Here is a 15,748-nt window from a genome sequence, read left to right on the forward strand (position 1 = left end):
TAAGGTTTCAGAAGAATCATTCCTTCAAAACCTCAACCATTCCACAACCCATACTAGAATCCACACCCAAACCAGCGTTATATAGGATTTCATGAATTTCGATAGGAGCAGTCAGTTCAAAAGTGTATAAAAACATTTTGTTTCTAGTTTCTCTTTCTGTCATTGGATTAATACGAAACAAACGAGAACCTAATCGTTTTACAACTTTAAAAGACATTTCATTTTCTTGAATATTTTCTTCCATAAAATCATGAAATTGTAGATGTTTTTGTTTTTGTTGCAGATTGTTTAGCGCATATTTCGCATAAATATCTTTATTCTTTTCTGGGTCTAAATGCAAAATCCTTTCATTTTCATCTTTAGCAGTTAAAAACACAGGACTAATCGTTTTATATTGCATCGTTTCAAGAAAAATTGGTTTCGTTAAAACAGTAACTCCAGTCACTTCAAAATCAATCCCATTAAAACGATTTCCAATAAATCCTTTTTGTCTCATAAATAAACCTTTGATAAACTCCTGTGCAGCTTCATCTATCATAAAAGCAATTTGTACCGAAAACGTATTTCCTTTTAGTTCAAAAAGCTTTTGTTCTTTCCAAACTTTAAAAGGATACAAATTCAGCTCAGAAATCGTAAAGAATTTAAATGTTTTATGTCCAACTTTATAACCATCATCGTGTAAGAATTTTGAAAACTCTGCATTCGCAGTTCCTATTGTTTTATACACCCAAGAAGAAAGTGCATATTGATAATCCATTGGCAACATTCGGTTGCGTGAGGTACGAGTAAATTGTAATTTAATTCTCATTCTATTTTTTTCTCTTTTTACTAACAGTTGCGTAAAGCTAAAGAAAACTTTTTGTTTAAAAATGTGGCTTTCCGTAAAATCACAAAAAATAATACTTGCTTTAAAAAAACTTTCTCCCGAACTTGTTGTAAAGTATTAATTAACAATAAATTTTACATGATCACTTGTTTCGAATCTATATTGAAAAACCCTACACAATCTTTTGTTTTACTTTTTGTAGTGCAGCACCAAGGCTCTGTACCTCAAGAAACGGGAGCGATGCTTTTGTTGTCTTCTGATGGAAATTTGGTAGGAACTATTGGCGGAGGTTTTTTAGAATTTTCATGTTTGGAAAAAGCGAAAAAACTTTTAGGAAGAAACACTGCAGTGTTGGAGAGAATAGAAATGAATGCGAAGTATTCTAAAGATGCGAAAGCAATTTGTGGAGGAAGTGTGGAAGTTTTGATTACAAGCAAAGCGACGAAACAAGTAGAAGAAATAACGAAAATTGTAGCAAATGAAAAAGAAGGAAAAGAAACTACTTTTTATATAGATTGTGAGGAGAACTCTGAAAGTTTTGGAATGCTATTTTCAGAAGTAAATGAAGAAAAAACACTTTTAAAAATCCAGTTAGAAACTCCAAGAAAATTAATTGTTTGTGGAAATGGGCATTGCGGAAAAGCAATTGCAGAACTAGGAAATTGGCTAGGTTTTGAAACAACACTTTTGGATAGAAGACCTTATTTGGAAGAAAAAAATACGGAAATTCTCTATGTAGAAAATGATTTTGGAAGTTTTGTTAAAGAAGAAAAAATAGATCGAAATACTGCTATTGTTTTGGTACATAAAAACCATCAGGAAGACCGTGAAGCTTTAGAGTTTTGCTTAGATTCGGATGCAAAATACATCGGAATGATAGGAAGTAAACGAAAAGTTGCTTTTTTAAAAGATGCTATTTTAGAAGAACAATCTTTACCTGAGAATGTTTGGGATAAACTTTACACACCTATCGGAATTGATATTAATGCTAAGAAAGTAAAAGATATTGCACTTAGTGTAATAACAGAAATTGTAGCTGTTTTTAATGAGAAAGATACTTCGAGTTTAAAATCCTTTTCTAGAGAAAGAGAGTTGGTTAAAAATGTGGCTTCGAGAGCTTCAGCCACCAGTTGATACTTCGGAGATTGAGCGGAGTCGAAATCGGGTTGTCATTTGAAGAAGAAAATCAAGGCAAGACATTGGGGCTTCGGCTCCGCTCAGCCACCGGTTTGGTGTTGTACCGAGAGTAATGTGGCTTCGAGAGCCTCAGCCATCGGTTGATACTTCGCAGATTGAGCGGAGTCGAAATCGGGTTCTCTTTTGATGGAAAAAATCAAGGTAAGACATTAGGGCTTCGGCTCCGCTCAGCCACCGGTTTGGTGTTGTACCGAGAGTAATGTGGCTTCGAGAGCCTCAGACACCGTTCAAGAGTCCTCTACCCTACTCAGCACCAATAAAAACTAACAAATAACAACTAAAAAGCATTTTAATAAAATAAATAATAACTTTTTTAAAAATATTTATTGATAAAATAGTATTAGTGCTTTTTTATAGCTTCTACATAAAAACCGTTGTTTTTACTGGTTTGATTTAAGTTTTATTAATTTTAAAATAGTTATAGATATTGTTAAAATAAGATAATACAGTTAAAGTTATGAGCTTTATTTTCTATTTATGATTACAAAATAGTTTTGAAATTACGAATATTTTTATAATTTCGTGTCCGCTATTATGAAAGTGTAAATATTACGCAAAAAAAGAAAGAGTTTGATTTTAATAAAGAACAAAAACAACATTTAAAATAAATATTAACTAAAATCAAACAAATGAAGAAACTTAATCTAATTAAGAAATTACTTTTAACTCTAGTTGTAGGAATCGTGATGTTTTCTTGTAGTAAAGAAGATAATCCAGAAACAAATCAAAGTGAGCAAGATAAAAACATCGTTAGTGAAGTATCTGCAGGAAACTTAGCAAATCACATTTTATTTGGAGAAGGAAGCGCGAATGCTAGAGTAACACGAAAAAAGAAAGTAAAAACTATTTTTACTGTACCAGATCAGGAAAATAATCCAGCTTTTTATATCGTGAATTATGAAGGTGGAGGATTCGTGATTATTTCTGGAGATCGAAGAATGGAGCCTGTATTAGCTTTTTCTGAAACAAACACATTTGATACGGAAGAAAAGTATTATCCAGGAGGTTTAGTAGGTTGGATCTATGAAACAAAAACGGACATTGAAATCCTGAGAAGAAACGATGAAAGACCAAGTGCTTTGGTAGAAAAATTATGGAAGAAATTTGAAAGTGAAGATGTAGATATGCTTTCTACAAAACAAATGAAATCTAGCTCTGATTGTACACCATATAATGTTCAAAGAGGGCCTTATATTTCTACTACTTGGGGACAAAGTTGTGGTTATAACTCAATGACACCTGCTAATGATTGTGGACCATGTGATCATTATTATACAGGATGTGTAGCTACAGCAATGGCACAAATCATGAAATATCACCAATATCCTTCAAACTATAACTGGGCTGGAATGCCAGATAATTACGGAACTACTTCTACAGCGATTTTAATGGCTGATATTGGAGAGGCTGTAAATATGGATTATGGATGTGATGGTTCTTCTGCGAATACAAATAGTGAAGCTGCGCCTTCTTTTACTGGAGATTTTAACTATAGTTCGGCTTCTTTTGCAGATTTCAATATTACTACAGTAACAAATGAGTTAAACGTTAGTAAGCCAATGATTTTAAAAGGAGGAAAAAACACTGGTTGGTGGATTTTTGGAGTATACTCTGGAGGTCATGCTTGGGTTTGTGATGGTTATTTGAATACCATTGATCCTTGTGAAGGAAATACTCTAAAACTAAGAATGAATTGGGGATGGAATGGAAGCTATGATGGATGGTATAGTTCTAATAATTTTAACCCTGGAAGTAAAACTTTTAATTATAAGAGAGGAATGGTGTATAACATCAGACCATAATATTTTCTATTTGTAAAGTAAAACTTTACGCTAATTTCAATATCATAAGATAAGTTAATTTTTCTAAGCTGTATTATTCATTTAATACAGCTTTTTTGTTTTTATAAGTTTTAGAATTATCAATTATTTAAGAGAGGATCATGGATTTATGAGGTAACTTTAATTAGGGTTTTAGCTTTGTTTAGTTGATGAAATACAAGCAGATTGTTTTGACTTCGACTTCGCTCAGTCACCGTTTAATGATTAGGATTGGAGACTGGAAAGTTTTAATAGTTTTTGAAAAAAACATAACAAATGTCTAATTTTTGATGATCGCTGGCGCGAATTTGTAAACGTGATCACACAAATGCTAGAAACAATGGGCACACTTTACAAAAGTGCGCCAGGTCTAGGTTTTCAATTAAAAAATTAGGAGAACCTGCCCCTCCTACCTCTCAAGAGAGGAGTTTGATTATCTGTTTAATTTGATACAAGATTAAATAGGATAAATTATAGTATCGTTTAAAAAAATGAATTATGGTTAGGAAAATTATTTATGTTGTTGGATTTCTTTTTTTGGGTTTACATGCTTTTTCGCAGGATTGTCATAATGTTTTTTTACAAACACAGACCGATGTAGATAATTTTAATTGTACAGAAATTACATATAATTTAAGAATTGGAAGTATTCGTGGAGATAATCCTAATATTACAAATTTGAATGGCTTGTCTTCTTTGACAAAAATTCGAGGAACGCTTTTTATTTCCAATATGTCGAATCTTACTTCTTTACAAGGTTTAAATAATTTGACTACAATTGTAGCTGATGATACAGGATTTAGCGAAGTGCATATTTCTTATTTGTCTAAAATTAAAGACATGCAAGGTTTGAACAATTTAACTTCCGTTCAAGGAACATTACGAATTACACATAATGATAATCTAATTGATATGGACGGTTTGCAAAACCTAACTACTTTGAATAGTGCTTTAGAAATTGCTAATAATGATAAATTATTATTTCTTACAGGACTGGAAAATATAAATTATTTGGGTGCTGGAAGAATTTCAGGAATAGGAATTTATTACAATCCTTCTTTGGTAAGTATTTCACAATTTAATTCTCCAAATGCTTTTTCAGATGCTCGGTTTTTGCATGTACATCATAATAATAATTTGATAGAAGTTACAGGTTTTCAAAATGCTCATGGTTTACAAGTTTTTAATCTGACAAATAATCCAAAACTAGATGTTTGTAGTGGTTTTTGTAGACTTACGGAAAACACTAGTGGATACATTCAATTGATGATTAATTCTAACAAAAGAGATTGTAATAATTTAAATCAGATTCGTTCTGGTTGTAATGAAGAATGTCCAACGAATTTATTTTTTAAAACACAAAATCAAGTAAGTAATTTTAATTCCAATTGTAAAATAATCCAAGGAGATGTAGTTTTGAGAGGAAATAATATCCAGAATATTCAAAATCTAGGAGAGATTACTACAATTCAAGGTTCGCTTTATATTTACGATAATTCCCACCTTACAAGTTTAAACGGATTTGAAAATCTAAAATCCATTAGTGGAAATCTTGTCATTGATCATACTGCTATTTCGGATATTTCAAATTTAATCAATGTGTGTAATATCGGAGGAGATATCATTATTCGAAATAATGAAAACTTGGATGATTGCCAGATTTTATGCGGTATGAATAATCAGATGGAAGGACATATTACGCTTGGAAATAATAAAGAGAATTGCTCCAACTTTTCAGAATTATTAGCTACTTGTGAATCAGATGCAGAGGTAATTGAAAATAGAATGCGAATTTATCCAAATCCAGCAAAACGTTTTATGAACATCGAATTTCCAGGAAACGAAATGATTGAAAGTGTTACAATTTCAAATGGTTTAAATATGCATATGGAAATACCTGTAGAAAAAGTAAGTAGTAATATGTTGTGTAATTTGGAGAAAATCAAAACTCCAGGAATGTATTTTATTACTGTAAAAACTTCTAAGGGAACTTATCGTCATAAGATGTTGATACATTAGAATCATTGTCATTGTGGGCTTCGGCTCCGCTCAGCCACCGGTTTGGAGTTGTGCCGAAAGAAATGTGGCTTCGAGAGCCTCAGTCACCGATTTACAACTCGGAGATTGAGCGGAGTCGAAATCGGGTTGTCATTTGAAGAAGAAAATCAAGGCAAGACATTGGGGCTTCGGCTTCGCTCAGCCATCGGTTTGGAGTTGTGCCGAAAGAAATGTGGCTTCGAGTGCCTCAGTCACCGATTTACAACTCGGAGATTGAGCGGAGCCGAAATCGGGTTATCATTAGAACGATAGTTTATTCTATATCTAACTTCGTTCAATCTGTTTATAAACTCTTTAATAATTCAATAAGCAAAAAGAAAGCAAGATTGATATTTTTAATAAATTTCATTATGATTATTACAGTATTCTTTGTTTTATGATGGAAAAGTTTAATTTTCTTCGTTAAGAATTATTAAGATATTTTATATCTTGCCGGTTAAATATTCGAATTAAAATATGAAAAAAATAACTACTTTTTTACTTCTTTTAATAACCGTTTTTTCTTTTGCACAAGAAAGGAAAGGAGAGCGAAAAGCAAAACTGGAATATTCGGATCCGGAATATATCCAAAAACTTTTGGAAGATAAGGCATATGAATTTCCTAATAAAACAGAGTTTTCTTTAGCTTTAATCAAAAATGGTGAAGTAAAATATTATGGATTTGTAAAAGAAAAAGATAGCGTAATTGCGGTACAGAATCAAGATGCAATATTTGAAATAGGATCAATATCTAAAGTTTTTACTTCAACGCTTTTAGCAGATTTGATCAATAGAAAAAAAGTTAAGGCAACAGATGAGGTAAATAAAAAACTTCCTTTCAAAATGAAAGATACGGTTCGTTTTACTTATGAAGAATTAGCTTCACATACTTCAGGGTTACCTAGACTTCCAACAAATCTAATGACAATCGCTGTAGATATGAGTAATCCTTATGCCGCATATACAAACGAGTTTTTAGAAGATTATTTAAAAAATTCAGTATCGCTATATAACAAAGGAAAATATGCTTACTCAAATGCTGGAGCAGGAATTTTAGCTTATGCTATTGAGAAAATTGAAAAGAAATCTTATGAAGATTTATTACAAAAGAAAATTTTCCAGAAATATAAAATGGAGAATTCTACTACGCAAAGAGATAAAGTTACAAACAGATTTGTTGCTCCTTTAGATTATAGAGGAAATGTAACTTCTAATTGGGATTTTAAATCTTTAGCTGGAGCTGGAGCAATTCTTTCTTCTACGGAGGATTTAGCTAAGTTTTTGGAAGCAAATTTACTTGGAAAAGATAAAAATTTAACGATTACTAGAGAAGAAAGAGCGAAAGTTAGCGAAAGAATGAGTGTTGGTTTAGGTTGGCATATCATTAATAGAAAAGATAATCATAAAGTGTATTGGCACAATGGAGCTACTGGAGGATACAGTTCTTCGATGATTCTTGATGTTGAAAATAATCAAGCAATGGTTTTACTGACAAATATTTCAGGACTTTCTCCAAGAACTGGTTTAGTTGATCAGATAAATTTTATGATTTTAAAACATTTATTTGAAACAGCTGAGAAAAAATAATAAATAAAGATTTTCTCTTTTGCGTTAAAAAGATAATGAAGCATACTTTTTTTAAAGTATGCTTTTTCTGTTTATAAAGAGATTTTGATTGAAAGCCACTCCCCTAACCTCTCTCAAAAGGGAAACTTATATACTAGTCATAATTGAACTAATCCTCATTAATAAAAGGCTCTAGAAAACCTATAATTGAAGTTCCATCTTTGTTCCAACGAATTCCATGTCCACTTTCTACACGGATTTCGTAAACCAACGCATGTTTGTAATGAAAGAAAATATTCCACCAAGTTTTATTTTCAATCATTTGCTTTATTTTATTTTGGACAAATTCATTTTTCTGCTGCGGATTTCCTTTTATTTCTCCCCAAAAATCATCATTGGTTCTCCCAACATGTTTTTCCCAAGCTCTTGTTGCAACACAAATTTGTGGATTAAAAAGCTCAAAGCAACTTTGAATTAAAGTTTCTTTTAAAGGAGGAATGGCAGTAGCATCTTTAGAACTTGCAGAAGTAAATCTTTGTCCTAGAAGTATCAATAAATAAGAGAAAGGAGAATTCTCAATCCATTTTGCCCAATTTTTTGCAATCGGTTTTTCATTTTCAACTTTTTGTAAAAAATATTTTTTCACTTCTAAAAGCGAAGGAGTTGTTTCTTCATTAAAATAAGGTAAACGATTTTCTGAAACTGGATTTTTTAAAAGATATTCAAGTTCTTTAATCAAAAAACTCCAATGTTCCTCGTTTAAAATTTCAGAATATTCTTCTTTCCATTTTTCAGAAAGAAACGCTTTACTATTTTCAGGAATTACATACATTTTTTCAAATTTAAGCAAAACTAAAAAAGTAAAGCGAAGTGTTTTTGCGTAGTAAAATATTTCGGGATTAAAACCCTCCTTTTTTAGATCTAATTCTAGAAATACTTTTAGAAGCCAAATCAGAAACAGTCAAAGAAGAATCAAAAGTGGAAAAGTCATCTTGATGAAAATCTTTTTCAATATAAACTTTTGAATAATTAGAAAGTTCTTTTTCAATTTGCTTGATACATTTCTCAAAATAGTTTGCTCCAGCAATTTCGATTGCTTTCACTTTGATCTTATGATTTTCAGAGGCAATTAAATTATTCAAAATCTCCATAGAAACCTTGAAATCTTTACGATTCAGATCCCAAAACCAATCAAAAATCATTTCTTGGATATCCTCATCATTCTCTGAAATTAAGTCAAGATAATTATTTTTCAAAAATTCATGTTTGTTTGTTTTATGAATCTTATCATTAATGGATTTTCCGTTTTTAGTGTAAATAGTAAAAATGTTCTCCTTTATATATTTTATACTTTTAAGTTCGCCAGTTTTATAATATTTATAGATGATATTTTTCAACTTATCCCAATGATAAATCAAGATCTTTTTTTCAGAATAAAGTTTAATCGCATTTTCATTATATAGAAAATTAGAGTTCGTCATTTTCAGTTTCATATTTAAAGTAAAAACCCGTTATTTTATACGGATTTTTACTTTTGGTTTTTAATTTAATTCAGAACAATTAAATCCTAGAGTTTTAATTCTTCCTATAACTGCATTCATACTAGCATTATCACTAGCCTCAATTCTCAAAACCTTATCGATATCTTCCATATCGAAAGTCCATTTCAAGATTTCCGAATCATTTTGAAACAAGTCGTTTACTTTTTTTACTTTTTCCTCTGTTTTGATGTCTGTTTTTAGAATAAATAGTTTCATTTTATGAGTCTTCAAGTTAGTTTTCTTCGTTAGTACTTTTTCTATTTTTATAGTTTTCATAAGCTTCTTTCCCTTCTGTTTCCCAGAAATCCTCATAATCTTTCCAATCACCCGAACAACAGTTTTTGTAAATTTCTTTAGAAAAACGGTTTTTCTTTCTATACTTATGATGCTTGTGTTTATGTCCTTTTCCACCAGAACCAAAAAGAATTCTAGCAAGAACAAATAATCCTACTGCTTGCCAATAATCGATTTTTGGTAATTCGAAAATTGTTGGCATCAAATAATTCCATAACCACATGATTACAAATCCAAATAGAACTGCAAAACATGCAATAGCGATAATTCCTAATATTACTTTTCCGATGATTACACCAACGGAATCAGTTTCAAATCTCTTTTTTAAATGCTTAATCATCATTTTTTAATTTTGTATTTATTTTTTTGTGTAAAATAGACAATGCTCTGTGTCTTCTTGACATTAAAGTTCCTATTGGAACTCCTGATTCCTCTGATATTTCGTTATAATTATATCCTTCAAAATCGATAGCTAAAATGATATCTCTGTAGTTTGGTTTTAAGTTCATAATGCTATTTTTCAATTCTTTTTTTATTTCATCTGGATATATATTATCGGGTTTTCCGTAAAAAATGTCAATAAACTCATTTAACTTTTGTTCATTCAAATCAATATCATATTGATCTGATTTATTTTTTCTCATAATGTCAATAATTTTGTTTTTCACAGATTGATAGACAAAACCACCAACATTATTTATAGGAGAATAATTATCAACACCTGAAAATAACTTTAAAGCCACATCTTGAATAATATCTTCTGCATCTCGATGGACACTTTCGCTTATTCTTGATCTGATAAAAGATTTGAGAACATGATATTCTTTCTCAAAAAAAGCTTTTAGTTTTTTATTATTTTCAGATTCAACAGACACTTATAAACTTTTATTTAAACCATTCTACACTTATAAAGACGCAACTTTCAGATTCTATTGCATTTTTTTTCATTTTTTTATTAAAAATATTATAACCCTCATAAAATTAAATATTTAACCATTAAAATTCCGTTTAAAACAAGTCTATTTTTAAGTTAAAAATTACTTAAACAAGTAAATATACGTATCCGGTTACATATTTTTTTATACATTTGCGTAACTAGTTACATAAAAACAACTATAAAATGGAGAAAGATTATATAAAAAGCCAAGGATTAATTGGGGTTACAGCAAGAGTTAGAAGACTGAATGATCGATTAATGTCAACAGGAAGAAATGTCTATAAAGCTTTAAATCTAGATATAGAACCAAATTGGCATTTAATTCTTTTATTATTAGAACAAAATAAAAAAATGGCTGTTACTGAAATATCTTCCACATTAAAATTTTCACATCCGGCAGTTATTAAGATTCTAAAAAAAATGCAAGAAAAAGATTTTTTAATTGGAGAGAAAGATCCAAAAGATCAGAGAAAACAGCTTTTTTCTCTATCAGAAAAAGCGATTTCTCTTTTACCCGAGTATAAAGAAAAGTGGAAATTAATCGAAGAAATTCAAAAAGAATATTTCGTTTCAGAATTTCTAAAAGCATTAGAAAAACTGGAATCCAAATTGGAAGAAACACCGATTGAAGAAAAAGTAAATGAATTTATAAACAAAAAATAATATGGTAGAAATAATAGGCTTTTTAGCATTGATTATTAGCGTAATTGCAGTTAGTATGACAAACATTGTTAGATATAGAATCATACATCTGGCTTCTAGTATTGTTTATGTTTTATACGGATTTATGATTTCTGCTTTTCCAATAATTATTGGAGCTCTATTATTTATGACAATTCATCTATATCACTTATGGAAACTAAGAAAAACCTTATAAAAATCATCAAAGTAACTAAAGAAGATATCCTCGAAATTCAATCTATTGCACATGAAACTTGGCCAAATACTTTTGGAGAAACCATGTCTAAAGAACAAATAGATTATATGTTAGACTTGTTTTATAATGACAAATCTTTAGAAAACCAAATGACTGAATTAAAGCATCAGTTTAAAATGGCTTATTTAAATGAAAAAGCTGTGGGATTTGTTTCATACGAACTGAATTATCAAAACCTTAATCAACTGATGATTCATAAAATTTATATATCACCTTCTGCACAAGGAAACGGGATTGGCAAAAAAATATTCGAAAATCTTGAATTAATAGCTAAGAAAAATGGACAAAAATTCTTTCGCTTAAAAGTTTATATCAAAAACAAAAAAGCAATTGATTTTTACCTAAAACGAGGTTTTAAAAATCAAGGAATTGAGTACACAGATATAAAGAAATATGTGATTGAAGATTATGTAATGCTGAAAGAATTAAAATGAAAAATAGGTTGAAATTTATAGGAATATTATTCTCAATATCACTCTTTTTTATTTCGTGTGATATGAAAGAAAACACATCAAAAATGAGCAAAAATTTAAATATAGAAAAATATACAGGTTCCTCAGAAAGTGAAAAAAGTTATTTAATTTATAATAATAAAAATGCTTTATTGATAGATGCTTTGAGAAAATCTTCAGAAGCAAAAGATATACTTAAAACCATTAAAGATAAAGATTTAAATCTAGAATATATTTTAGTAACACATGGTCATCCAGATCATTTTGTCGGTCTTGGAATTTTAAAAAAGGAATTTCCAAAAGTCAAAATTATTGTTTCAAATCAAGGAATAAAAGATGAAATAATATTTTGGGCTAAATTCATGGAAAAGAATGGACAATTTGAAAATGAATCTCCTATGAAATTGAAATCAGAAAAAAATAAAGATGGTTTTGATTATCATAAAGAAATAAAAATATTCGAAGGAAATATTCTAAAACTTAAAAATGGTGGTGAATTTTTAATTTCATCAAATTATAGTCCATCAGAAGCAGATTTTATTTCTACAGTTTATTCTCCTGATTTAAATATTCTATTTTCTTCAGATTTATGCTACAACAAAGTACATATGTGGCAAGCGATTGATTTGAATAAAATTAAAAATTGGAAAAATCATTTAATTTCATTTAAAGAAAAATATAATTCGAAAGGAATTCAAGTCTTTCCTGGACATGGTGAAGAAACAGATGATACAATTTTTGACATTAATATTAAATACATGGAAGATTTTCAAAGCTTAATATCTCAATATAAAAATAAAGATAAGATACTTGAAGAAATGAAAAGTAAATACCCCGAATGGAAACATGGTGACTTCTTTCTACCTCCTAGTATAGATTTTCATTTAAAAAATGAATAAATTGAAAAAGCCAAGATTTTATAAATTGTATAAAATCTTGGCTTTTTTATATTTTCTTTTTGAATTAAAGAATTTGTGCAGTATGATCTTTTGTTTTTACTTTAGAAATCACATCTTCAATAATTCCATTTTCATCAATAATGAAAGTAGTTCTATGAATTCCATCATATTCTCTTCCCATGAACTTTTTTGGTCCCCAAACTCCATAAGCATTGATTACTTCTTTTTCTTCATCAGCTAATAAAGAATAAGGTAATTCATTTTTAGTTTTAAAATTCGTTTGTCTCTTTTCAGAATCCGCACTTACTCCTAAAACATCATATCCTTTTTCTTTAAAAGTTTCATAATTATCTCTCAAATTACAAGCTTCTGCAGTACATCCTGGCGTGCTAGCTTTTGGGTAAAAGAATAAAACAAGTTTTTTTCCTTTAAAGTCGCTTAAAGAAACGATTTCTCCGTTTTCGTTTTTTACTTTAAAATCAGGTGCTTTATCTCCTTTTTGTAATGTCGTCATAATGTTTAATTTTACTATCGTAAAAATAAGTAAAAATGAACAAAAAAGAACGAGTACAATTTGTTATTGATACTTTAGAAGAATTATATCCTGAGACGCCAATTCCTTTAGATCATAAAGACCCATATACATTACTAATTGCAGTATTAATGTCTGCCCAAAGTAAAGATGAACGAGTTAATCAAATCACACCTTTATTGTTTGAAAAAGCAGATAATCCGTATGATATGGTGAAGTTGACTGTTGATGAAATCAGAGAAATTATTAAGCCTGTTGGACTTTCTCCGATGAAATCAAAAGGAATTCATGGTTTGTCTAAAATTTTGATTGAAGAGCATGACGGAGAAGTACCACAATCATTTGAGGCACTAGAAAAACTTCCTGCAGTAGGACATAAAACTGCAAGTGTAGTTATGAGTCAAGGTTTTGGAGTTCCTGCTTTTCCTGTAGATACACATATACATAGATTGATGTACAGGTGGAATCTGACAACTGGAAAAAATGTAGAAACTACTGAAAAGGATGCGAAACGACTTTTTCCAAAAGAACTTTGGAATAAACTGCATTTACAGATTATCTTTTATGGGAGAGAATATTCTCCTGCTAGGGGTTGGGATATTGAAAAAGATATTATTACAAAAACGATAGGTAGAAAATCAATACAGTAAAACATAAAAAAAAGCTTATATCACGTCGATATAAGCTTTTTATGTATAAGTTAATTTAGGTTCATTTCTATGCATCTGTCTTTCTTATCTTTAACAACTTTTAAAGATTTAGAATAATTCAATAAAAATTGAATAGTCTCCTTCTTCGGTTCCTTCTCTCTGCCTTTTGAAGATTTTTTAACGTATGTATTCATTTCATATTGTTTAATTAAGCATTTCTGCTAATTTATACATCTAAAACGAAAATACGAATATTTTATTGTACTTGGTTATATTAATATTTGTTTTTTGATTAATTTAATTATTAGGCATTCGATTTAAGAGAATGTTCCGATTTATTCTAAAAGTTTAGTTAACTAAAACGATTTCGTGTTTATCAATTAATTTTCTCAAGTTTATCAAAGCATAACGCATTCTACCTAAAGCAGTATTAATACTTACACCTGTAGATTCTGAAATTTCTTTAAAGCTCATATCTTTATAAACTCTCATTTTTAAAACTTCTTTCTGATCATCTGGAAGTTTAGCAATTAATGATCTAACATCGTTTTCGATTTGAGACTTGATCATTTGTTTTTCAACGTTTAATACATCATCACTAATGATTGAGAAAATATCAAAATCATCTGTTTTGTTATTAAACATCTGCATTCTGTTAGATTTTCTGAAATGATCGATTACTAAGTTGTGTGCAATTCGCATTACCCAAGGTAAGAATTTTCCTTCTTCATTATAAACACCTCTTTTAAGTGTACGAATAACTTTAATAAAGGTATCTTGGAAAATATCTTCTGCAATTTCTCTGTCTAATACTTTAGACATGATGAAGCTGTAAATTTTTTGTTTGTGTCGGTTGATAAGAATTTCAAGTGCTCTTTCGTCTCCTTTGATGTAGCTACTAACCAATAGGCTATCCTGTAATTTTAATTTGCTCATACCAAATATTACTTTTAATTATACAATGGACCACTTGCAATGAAGCAAGCGTCATAAAAAATCAATATGTTATTATAATTTTAAAAAAAGTAATTTTTGGCTATACGCAATATTGTTTGGTTAATATGTTTCAAATATGAATTAAATTTTTCTTAAAAACAAATAGATTCACTAATTTTTGTTAAAAAAAATACAAAATGAATTTTTTATTTAATTAAATATAATAAATAAATCAATAATTTGAAAATATTTTATTTAAAAATCTCAAAACTGAGATATTTATAATAAATATACGAAATATATTATAGATATCGGAAGCAATAATGAAACATTAATGTTAATTTAAGGTTTACAGAAGGTGATTTTATCATTATTATTATTCGAATTCTAGTTCAAAACTCTTGATATAGCTAAAGTTTTAAAAAAATATGTTTCTAAAATCGAATACATTTAAAATATGAATAGCAGAATTATTAATAAAATGTATTTTTTAGATAGAATAAAATAGTACTCTACTTATGTAGTTAGTTTATTTTGAAAACAAATGAAAGTTATTGTAATCCTTTTCAATGTATATTAGAACTCGAATTGAATTTTTCCATATATAATTTTGGATTCTCAACATGAGTAAAGCCATATTTTTTATAGAGCCATGGTGATCTTGTAGTCATTAAAATCCAACGCCTCAAATTTTGCAATTCTTCATGATTCATAATTTCTTTCATCAAAAGATTACTCAGACCTTTCCCACGATGATCTTTTAAAATAAAAACATCTCCAACATAAGCAATTGTGGAATAATCTGAAATAACTCTTGCAAAGCCAATCTGCTCATTATTTTTATACAAACCAAAATTTAATGAATTCTCAATGGATTTCTGTACTTTCTCAAAAGTAATCCCTTTTCCCCAAGAAGAATCTGAAGAAAGAAAATTATGAATCATTTCAATATCTAGCTTTTCAGCATCTGTAGAAACAGAATATCCAATATCTTGCCTTTTAATATTTTTCATATTTAAATTATAGACTTTAGAAATAAATTAAATTCTATTTAAAATACGAAAAAACACCTGCTTTTAAAAATCTTCTAGACAATAAACTTTATGCTTACTAGCTGTTTCAAA

18 protein-coding genes are annotated in these 15,748 nt (G+C 29.2%); 9 read left to right on the forward strand and 9 right to left on the reverse strand.

Translation table 11 applies throughout. The features are described from left to right. Positions 1-16 precede the first annotated feature (16 nt). On the reverse strand, positions 17-808 hold the full coding sequence (gene cas6, locus I0K12_RS16870; protein ID WP_196889315.1) for a CRISPR-associated endoribonuclease Cas6: 792 nt from the start codon (positions 806-808) through the stop codon (positions 17-19). 156 nt (positions 809-964) lie between these two features. Between cas6 and I0K12_RS16875 the strand changes: the two genes are divergently transcribed. The 4 genes from I0K12_RS16875 to I0K12_RS16890 all read left to right on the forward strand — a co-directional run bounded on the left by I0K12_RS16875 (position 965) and on the right by I0K12_RS16890 (position 7,467). Next, the gene (locus I0K12_RS16875; protein ID WP_196889316.1) at positions 965-1,960 is read left to right on the forward strand and encodes an XdhC family protein; all 996 of its coding nucleotides are present in this window, start codon (positions 965-967) and stop codon (positions 1,958-1,960) included. Positions 1,961-2,652: 692 nt separating this feature from the next. Then, the gene (locus I0K12_RS16880; protein ID WP_196889317.1) at positions 2,653-3,825 is read left to right on the forward strand and encodes a C10 family peptidase; all 1,173 of its coding nucleotides are present in this window, start codon (positions 2,653-2,655) and stop codon (positions 3,823-3,825) included. Positions 3,826-4,341: 516 nt separating this feature from the next. Next, on the forward strand, positions 4,342-5,862 hold the full coding sequence (locus tag I0K12_RS16885; protein WP_196889318.1) for a T9SS type A sorting domain-containing protein: 1,521 nt from the start codon (positions 4,342-4,344) through the stop codon (positions 5,860-5,862). 495 nt (positions 5,863-6,357) lie between these two features. Further along, positions 6,358-7,467 (forward strand): serine hydrolase domain-containing protein, encoded by a 1,110-nt coding sequence (locus tag I0K12_RS16890; protein ID WP_196889319.1) that lies wholly within the window; start codon positions 6,358-6,360, stop codon positions 7,465-7,467. 148 nt (positions 7,468-7,615) lie between these two features. Here I0K12_RS16890 and I0K12_RS16895 read toward each other — a convergent pair whose 3' ends face one another. From I0K12_RS16895 to I0K12_RS16915, 5 genes are all read right to left on the reverse strand, one after another. Then, positions 7,616-8,278 carry a hypothetical protein gene (locus I0K12_RS16895; RefSeq protein ID WP_196889320.1) on the reverse strand — a complete coding sequence of 221 codons (663 nt, stop codon included), beginning with the start codon at positions 8,276-8,278 and terminating at the stop codon, positions 7,616-7,618. 67 nt (positions 8,279-8,345) lie between these two features. Next, entirely contained in the window at positions 8,346-8,927 is a 582-nt protein-coding gene (locus I0K12_RS16900; protein WP_196889321.1) for a hypothetical protein, read from the reverse strand. Positions 8,928-8,987: 60 nt separating this feature from the next. Then, a complete protein-coding gene (locus tag I0K12_RS16905; protein WP_196889322.1) occupies positions 8,988-9,203 on the reverse strand; it encodes a hypothetical protein in 216 nt (71 codons plus the stop codon). A gap of 16 nt (positions 9,204-9,219) precedes the next feature. Next, positions 9,220-9,621: an alkaline shock response membrane anchor protein AmaP gene (locus I0K12_RS16910; RefSeq protein ID WP_231372791.1), complete on the reverse strand. Its 402-nt coding sequence runs from the start codon at positions 9,619-9,621 to the stop codon at positions 9,220-9,222. After that, positions 9,614-10,156 carry an RNA polymerase sigma factor gene (locus I0K12_RS16915; RefSeq protein WP_196889324.1) on the reverse strand — a complete coding sequence of 181 codons (543 nt, stop codon included), beginning with the start codon at positions 10,154-10,156 and terminating at the stop codon, positions 9,614-9,616. The genes I0K12_RS16910 and I0K12_RS16915 overlap by 8 nt, the downstream gene beginning before the upstream one ends. 245 nt (positions 10,157-10,401) lie before the next feature. Between I0K12_RS16915 and I0K12_RS16920 the strand changes: the two genes are divergently transcribed. The 4 genes from I0K12_RS16920 to I0K12_RS16935 all read left to right on the forward strand — a co-directional run bounded on the left by I0K12_RS16920 (position 10,402) and on the right by I0K12_RS16935 (position 12,506). Next, positions 10,402-10,881: a MarR family winged helix-turn-helix transcriptional regulator gene (locus tag I0K12_RS16920; protein ID WP_196889325.1), complete on the forward strand. Its 480-nt coding sequence runs from the start codon at positions 10,402-10,404 to the stop codon at positions 10,879-10,881. A gap of 1 nt (position 10,882) precedes the next feature. Then, entirely contained in the window at positions 10,883-11,095 is a 213-nt protein-coding gene (locus tag I0K12_RS16925) for a hypothetical protein (RefSeq protein WP_196889326.1), read from the forward strand. Next, entirely contained in the window at positions 11,071-11,589 is a 519-nt protein-coding gene (locus I0K12_RS16930) for a GNAT family N-acetyltransferase (protein ID WP_196889327.1), read from the forward strand. Before I0K12_RS16925 ends, I0K12_RS16930 begins: the two co-directional genes overlap by 25 nt. A gap of 83 nt (positions 11,590-11,672) precedes the next feature. Then, complete coding sequence (locus tag I0K12_RS16935; RefSeq protein ID WP_196889328.1) at positions 11,673-12,506, forward strand: MBL fold metallo-hydrolase; 834 nt, start codon at positions 11,673-11,675, stop codon at positions 12,504-12,506. A 64-nt stretch (positions 12,507-12,570) separates the two neighbouring features. On the opposite strand, the gene bcp is transcribed toward I0K12_RS16935, so the two are convergent. After that, positions 12,571-13,020 (reverse strand): thioredoxin-dependent thiol peroxidase, encoded by a 450-nt coding sequence (gene bcp, locus I0K12_RS16940; protein ID WP_196889329.1) that lies wholly within the window; start codon positions 13,018-13,020, stop codon positions 12,571-12,573. A 35-nt stretch (positions 13,021-13,055) separates the two neighbouring features. On the opposite strand from bcp, the gene I0K12_RS16945 reads away from it, so the two are divergent. Next, a complete protein-coding gene (locus I0K12_RS16945; RefSeq protein ID WP_196889330.1) occupies positions 13,056-13,688 on the forward strand; it encodes an endonuclease III domain-containing protein in 633 nt (210 codons plus the stop codon). A 348-nt stretch (positions 13,689-14,036) separates the two neighbouring features. Here I0K12_RS16945 and I0K12_RS16950 read toward each other — a convergent pair whose 3' ends face one another. After that, positions 14,037-14,624 (reverse strand): sigma-70 family RNA polymerase sigma factor, encoded by a 588-nt coding sequence (locus tag I0K12_RS16950; RefSeq protein WP_196889331.1) that lies wholly within the window; start codon positions 14,622-14,624, stop codon positions 14,037-14,039. Positions 14,625-15,190: 566 nt separating this feature from the next. Next, complete coding sequence (locus I0K12_RS16955) at positions 15,191-15,637, reverse strand: GNAT family N-acetyltransferase (protein ID WP_196889332.1); 447 nt, start codon at positions 15,635-15,637, stop codon at positions 15,191-15,193. Between the last annotated feature and the right edge of the window lie 111 nt (positions 15,638-15,748).

The organism is Aureivirga sp. CE67, from assembly GCF_015767245.1.
Taxonomy (GTDB): domain Bacteria; phylum Bacteroidota; class Bacteroidia; order Flavobacteriales; family Flavobacteriaceae; genus Aureivirga.